Source organism: Paracoccus sp. 22332, assembly GCF_052045125.1.
GTDB classification, from domain to species: Bacteria; Pseudomonadota; Alphaproteobacteria; order Rhodobacterales; family Rhodobacteraceae; genus Paracoccus; species Paracoccus haematequi_A.
Genome location: NZ_JBQEOI010000081.1, coordinates 1 through 6,384, shown reverse-complemented (window position 1 = coordinate 6,384; position 6,384 = coordinate 1). Strand labels below are relative to the sequence as shown.

Annotated in this window: 7 protein-coding genes; 5 read left to right on the top strand and 2 right to left on the bottom strand. The window is 66.9% G+C overall.

The window, feature by feature from the left end:
* Nucleotides 1-1,392: Y-family DNA polymerase (locus ACTJI6_RS23360; protein WP_440802584.1), on the bottom strand; the 1,392-nt coding region annotated here is incomplete at its 3' end.
* Entirely contained in the window at nucleotides 1,307-2,068 is a 762-nt protein-coding gene (locus ACTJI6_RS23355; protein ID WP_440804119.1) for an ImuA family protein, read from the bottom strand. The genes ACTJI6_RS23360 and ACTJI6_RS23355, both read right to left, overlap by 86 nt.
* A 173-nt stretch (nucleotides 2,069-2,241) precedes the next feature.
* On the opposite strand from ACTJI6_RS23355, the gene ACTJI6_RS23350 reads away from it, so the two are divergent.
* The 5 genes from ACTJI6_RS23350 (at nucleotide 2,242) to ACTJI6_RS23330 (ending at nucleotide 6,334) form a co-directional block, all read left to right on the top strand.
* Entirely contained in the window at nucleotides 2,242-2,925 is a 684-nt protein-coding gene (locus ACTJI6_RS23350) for an SOS response-associated peptidase (RefSeq protein ID WP_440804122.1), read from the top strand.
* A gap of 16 nt (nucleotides 2,926-2,941) precedes the next feature.
* The gene (gene xth, locus ACTJI6_RS23345; RefSeq protein ID WP_126156121.1) at nucleotides 2,942-3,718 is read left to right on the top strand and encodes an exodeoxyribonuclease III; all 777 of its coding nucleotides are present in this window, start codon (nucleotides 2,942-2,944) and stop codon (nucleotides 3,716-3,718) included.
* 401 nt (nucleotides 3,719-4,119) lie between these two features.
* Nucleotides 4,120-4,491 carry a plasmid mobilization protein gene (locus ACTJI6_RS23340; RefSeq protein ID WP_440804117.1) on the top strand — a complete coding sequence of 124 codons (372 nt, stop codon included), beginning with the start codon at nucleotides 4,120-4,122 and terminating at the stop codon, nucleotides 4,489-4,491.
* Entirely contained in the window at nucleotides 4,488-5,054 is a 567-nt protein-coding gene (locus ACTJI6_RS23335) for a hypothetical protein (RefSeq protein ID WP_440804115.1), read from the top strand. Before ACTJI6_RS23340 ends, ACTJI6_RS23335 begins: the two co-directional genes overlap by 4 nt.
* A gap of 74 nt (nucleotides 5,055-5,128) precedes the next feature.
* Nucleotides 5,129-6,334: an IS256 family transposase gene (locus tag ACTJI6_RS23330; protein WP_440803160.1), complete on the top strand. Its 1,206-nt coding sequence runs from the start codon at nucleotides 5,129-5,131 to the stop codon at nucleotides 6,332-6,334.
* Nucleotides 6,335-6,384: the final 50 nt, after the last annotated feature.

The following is a 6,384-nucleotide window of genomic DNA, read 5'->3' as shown; positions in this document are numbered from 1 at the left end:
CTCGGCGTCGCGCTTCCACCATTCGCCGAAGACGCGCTCGGGGCCATCGGCGCGGCGGACCCGGCGGCGTATGCCGCGCCAGGCAATCCAGACCGGCGGATGGTCGGGCAGCAGCGCCATGGTCTCGATCGGCTCGGGCCGGGGCAGCAGGCGGGACGGGCGCGGCCAGTGATCCGGCCAGCCGGCGCCGACAGGCTCGGCCAGGGCGGCGATGCGGGCGACAGCGCGTTCGGGCACGTCGCTGGCTACCGGGGCCATGCGATAGACGGCGCGGGCGCCGACGCGGTTGGCCAGCACATCGACCAGGCCGGAAAGGTCGGCCGCCGGTTCCTCGATCAGGCGGCTGGCCGCCTGCCGGGCCGCCAACGGCTCGGCGATGGTGGCGGCCAGCGACAGGATCTCGATGCCGTAGCCAGGCGCGATGGTCTCGATCTTGTCGCACAAGAGCCGGGTCAGGCGCTTCGGATCGCGCTGCGGCTGGGCGAGGCCGACGCGAACCGTCTGGATATGACTGTCCACCCGCCAGCAGAGCAGGTCGAGGCGCCGGGCGCCAAGGCCGCGCTCTTCGAGGGCCGCGCAAAGCTGCACGGCCAGCTTGCCGATATAGCGAGCGATGGTCTCGGCGGCGGAAATGGGTTCGGCGAAGCTGCGGCGCACCTCGACCAGGCCCTCCGGGCGCAGCGGTTCGATCGGTTCATTGGCATGGCCGAGGGCCTGATCGAGTCTTCGGCAGAGTTCGGGGCCGAAGCGCCGGGTCAGCGGCGCGCGCGGCTGGCCCAGCAGATCGCCGATGCGGACGAAGCCCAAGCTGCGCAGTCCGGCCACGGTCGCGGGCGGCAGGCGCAGCGCGGCGAGGGGCAGGGGGGCCAGCAGGGTGTCCGCACTGCCCGGCTCGGCCCAAAAGACCGGATCGGCCCGATACCGGGCCAGGGCATGGGCGGCCCCCCAGGTATCGGCCACGGCGGCGCGCGCGGTGACGCCGGACATCGCCAGCCGACCGATCAGCGCCTCCAGCATGGCCGCCTCGCCGCCATGCAGGTGATCGGCGCCGGTCGAGTCGATGACGATCCCGTCCGGCGGATCGACCGCCACGATGGGCGAAAACCGTTGCAGCACCCACAGCGCCAGCCGCTCAAGGCTGGCGGCATCCTCGGCCGGATCGGCAGGCGCGACTCGCAAGCCCGGCACCAGGGCCTGGGCCTTGCTGACCGGCATCCCGACATGCAGGCCCAACTGCTGCGCAGCGGCATCGGTGGCCGTTACCAGGCGGCGGTTGCCGACCCGGCCCGCCAGGACCAGCGGCGCCTCAGCCGAAGGCGCCGCGTCGCCCGCCTGCCGCCGCAGCCGGTCCACCGGCCACGTCGGCAGGAAGACCGAGATGACCCGAGCCATCGCATGCCTCCAGTTCCACGTCAAAACTTTCGCCTGCCCGCGCCCGGATCAGTTCCACCAGCCAACGGGCGCGACCGACACCGGGGACCGGCAGGGCGGCCGAGGGCAGGACCGAGACCCGCCAGCGGGTCATCGCCGCCGTGGGCTGCCCGAAATCCGCCGCATCTGCGGACCTGCGCCAGCGGCGCAGGGCGATGCCGGTGGTGCCGGATGCCTTAGCGGCCAGGTGCAGCCGGCGGGAGGCGGTCATCGACAGACGGGCCACATCGGCGACCACCGCGCCAAGCCCGCCATGGCGCAGTCCTTCCTCCATGCAAGCCAGGACGGACACATCGTCGCCGGCCTCGACATAAACCACCCGATCCGGCGGCAGCCCGGCCTGTTCCAGGCCCGGTGCGAAGAGGTCGGCCTGCGTCACGCACCACAGCACCTGGCCGGGCAGCCGCGCGGCGATCCCGGCCGCGAAACAGGCGGCCGCCGCGCCATCCACCGCGCCATTGCCGCCGCCGGCCACCTCGTGCAGGCAGCCGAGCGCCAACCCGCCCTGCGCCAACCGCCGGTCGAGCACGGGCAGCCCGAAGGGCAGCACGCCGCGCGTGGGTCCGCCGTTGCCGTCCATCCGGGCGATCTGGTCGCGCAGGGCAGCGAGGGCGGGATTGAAGGACCGGGCAGGCATGAAAAGGCTGGGCTCCAGGGGAGGGTGAGAGTCGAACAGATATGTTCCTGTTTTGTTCCTGACAGGCGAGCCTGTCAACAGGGAGGCAAACATGACTTGGGGATATCTTGTCCGCAGCCCGGCGTTATGCTGGCGTCCGAGGTGCCAAGCCCCATGCCAAGGAGGGTCGTCCCATCTGCAATCTTTACAACCTGACTACTAACCAGCAGGCCGTCCGCGAGATGGCCCGAGTGATGCAGGACAGCCTCGGCAACCTGGAGCCGAACCTCGACGTCTATCCCGACCGGGATGCGCCGGTGGTGCGAAACACGCCGGACGGCCGGGAGTTGGCGCGGCTGACCTGGGGCATGCCGACGCCGCCGCAATTCCTGAAGGCGAAGGGCGCGCCCGATGCCGGCGTCACCAATATCCGCAACACGTCCAGTCCGCACTGGCGCCGCTGGCTCGCGGTCGAGAACCGCTGCCTGGTGCCGGCTTCCGCCTTCTCGGAATATGGGGTAAAGCCAGACCCGGCGACGAAACGCAAGCCGCTGCACTGGTTCGCCCTGGACGAGACCCGGCCGCTGTTCTTCTTCGCGGGCATCTGGACGCCGTGGACCGGCACAAGGGGTTCGATGAAGACGCCCCGGCACGGCGCGCATCAGCTCTTCGCCTTCCTGACCTGCGAGCCGAACGCTGTGGTGAAACCCATCCACCCCAAGGCCATGCCGGTGATTCTCACCACCGAGGTCGAGATCGAAATCTGGATGACGGCGGACTGGCCCGAGGCCCGCGCGCTGCAGCGTCCACTCGCCGATGATGCGCTGATGGTGCTGCCGCCTGACGCGCCCGACGAGCCGCAGGGCCGGTTGCTTTGACGGGGAGGGCAGGGCCCTGAAGATCGCCACCTACAACGTCAACGGCATCAACGGCCGCCTGGACGGGCTGCTCGCATGGCTGGCCGAGGCCCAGCCCGACATCGTCTGCCTGCAGGAGCTGAAGGCCGCGCAGGCCCGGTTTCCCGAAAAGCGCCTGGCGGAGGCCGGATATGCCGCCGTCTGGCACGGGCAAAGCCGCTGGAACGGCGTGGCCATCCTGTCGCGGATCGGCGAGCCGGTGCTGACCCGGCGAGGGCTGCCGAAGGATCCCGATCCGTCGCAAAGCCGCTATATCGAGGCGGCAGTCAACGGCCTGCTGGTCGGCTGCCTTTACGCCCCGAACGGCAACCCGGCGCCGGGGGCGAAGCTGGACTACAAGCTGGCCTGGCTGAAGCAGTTCACCGCCCATGCCCGGCAGCTTCTCAGCCTGGATATCCCGGTGATCCTGGCGGGCGACTTCAACATCATCCCGACCGAGCGCGATGTCTACAACCCCGACCGCTGGCGCGACGATGCGCTGTTCCTGCCGCAGGTCCGCAAGGCTTACCAGACGCTGCTGGGGCAGGGCTGGACCGATGCCATCGCCACCCTGCATCCCGATGCCGCCGTCTACACCTTCTGGGATTACCTGCGTCACGCCTGGGAACGCGACGCCGGCCTCAGGCTGGATCATCTGCTGCTTTCCCCGCGCCTCGCCTCGACGCTGCAAGATGCCGGCGTGGATCGCGCGGTGCGGGGCAGGCCCAAGGCCAGCGACCACGCCCCGGCCTGGGCGATCCTCGAGGTGCCGTGATGCGGCGGCTGGACCTCTTCGGTGCCACCGCCGCCAGGCCCTGGCTGACCATTTCTGACCCTCATCCGCCGTCCGAGATTGCGACGGCTCTCTCCGTTCGAAGCCGCGAGTCGTTCGGTCGGAGCCGGTCTTTCGGCGATGACCACGGTGCCATCATGCGCCGGAATGTGAGGTATAGTCAGGCCACATACGAGGGCGCGATGGTTTTTCCCGTCCCCATACTTTCCGAATGGAAACGTCCCTCACAGGCGATTCAGAGGATTTGATTCCCAGAGAGCAAGGCTCCTTTCCGTCCACACACCTACGCCTGAGGGCTGTGTGTGGACGGAAAGCTTGCGAGGGGGACACCCCCTTCGATCCCCCGATGCATGCAGCGCCTCTGTCATAGCACAGGAGCTAGCATGGCACGCCGAAAACATCCCGATCCCCGCCGGATCTTTCACATCCGTCTGTCCAACGCCGAATATGCCGACATCGAGCGCAAGGCGCAGGAGGCCGACATGACCATGGCCGATCTGATGCGCACGGCGTGTCGGGACGCGATTGTGGTCAGCCAAACCGACACCAAGGTAAATGCGGGCGAACTGCGGCGGCAGAACTATCTGCTGGCCACGATCGGCAACAACCTGAACCAACTCGCCCGGCATGTGAACACCCACAAGCAGGATGCCGACATCCTGACGCTCGCCCTGCATCTTCGTCTGATCGCCCGCGACATCCAAAAGGCCTTCTCACTGGACGGCGAACTGATCGATGAAAGGGCGCGGTCATGATCATCACCTTCTCCAAGCACACCGGGGCCGAGGACGCAACCGGGGTCTCGGCCATCAGGTATCTGACGGCAACGTCGTTCCCGAAAAAGCTGCCGGATGGTCGCAAGATATCCGAAGACCGAAAGCCTGTGCCCCGGATCTTGCGCGGCAATCCGGACCTCGTGCGCCGGATGATCGCAAGCCTGCCCTTCAAGCATCGCTATAGCTCGGGTGTCCTCAGCTTCGCCCCGGAAGACATCGACCTCGAAAAGTTCGAAGGGCGGGACTCGGCCTTGGATGACACGCTTGACAGGCTGATGCGCGAATTCGAGGATACGGTCTTCGCCGGCATCCCGCGGCACCAGCGTCCGCCCATCCTCTGGACCAGTCACAGCCATGCCGGGCGTCTGGAACTCAACTTCCTGATCCCGCGCGGGGTATATTGCGCCCCTGTTGCCCGACAGAAAAAGCGCGGGAAGACCCGGCCATGCCGCGACGAACAGCCAAGTTCCCCGGCATTGGTCATCAAGAACTTCGGTAGTGTCCGCGGACGTGGTGTAATTTCACCGACACGTTCGGTGTAATCTCGGGTGGCCATCGAGGTGTATGATCGAGGTGGAGTTTCGACGCTTCAACCCCGGACCATACGGAGTCCCCGATGACCAAGACCACCATGGACCTGTCCGAGCTTTTGGCAAAGCACGATCAGGGTGATTTGCTGCGCAGCATCGCCGAGGCGGTTCTTCAGCTGATCATGGAAGCCGATGTTGACGGCCTGATCGGCGCCGGCCGGCACGAGCGCAGCGGAGACCGTACAACCTGGCGCAACGGATATCGCGAACGCGCGCTCGATACCCGCTTGGGCACTTTGAATCTGCGGGTGCCGAAGCTGCGGCAGGGCAGCTACTTCCCCGGCTTCCTCGAAGCCCGCAAGACCTCGGAACAGGCACTGGTTGCCGTGATCCAGGAGGCTTGGATCGGCGGCGTCTCGACCCGCCGGGTCGATGATCTCGTGCAGGCCATGGGGCTGAGCGGCATCTCCAAGAGCACGGTCTCCAAGCTGTGCAAGGACATCGATGAACGGGTCGGCGAGTTCCTGAACCGCCCGCTCACGGGGGAGTGGCCCTATGTCTGGCTCGATGCCACCTATCTCAAGCAGCGCCAGGGCGGGCGGATCGTCTCGGTTGCGGCCATAATCGCCGTGGCCGCCAATACCGAAGGCCGCCGGGAAATCATCGGCCTCGGCATTGGCCCCTCGGAGGCAGAGACCTTCTGGACAGACTTCCTGCGCTCGCTGAAGGCCCGCGGTCTCGACGGCGTGAAGCTCGTGATCAGCGATGCCCATACCGGTCTGAAGGCCGCCATTGCACGGATCTTTGAAGCTACCTGGCAAAGATGCCGGGTTCACTGGATGCGCAACGCACTCGCCCACGTCTCCAAAGGCCAACATACGGTGGTCGCGGCAGCAATCCGGCAAGCGTTCGAACAGCCCGATCGCAAGCACGCTGGCGATACCTGGCGCCATGTCGCGGAGCAGGTCCGCACCCGCTGGCCCAAGCTGGCAGACCTGATGGACGCCAGTGAGCATGACGTGCTGGCCTACATGGCGTTCCCCCGCCAGCACCGCACCAAGTTGCACAGCACCAACCCACTCGAACGCCTCAACAAGGAGGTGAAGCGCCGCGCCGATGTCGTGGGGATCTTCCCCAACGAAGCCTCGATCATGCGCCTGATCGGCGCGGTGCTGTTCGAGCAGAATGACGAATGGCAGACCTCGAGCCGCTACATGATGGTCGAGGCCTTCGCTCAGATCGACAAGGAGGAGATCGACCCCATTCTCAGCATTACCACAAAAGCCGCCTGATCATGACCTCAGGCCATCTGGGAAATTACACCAGCTTGACGGACGTGACC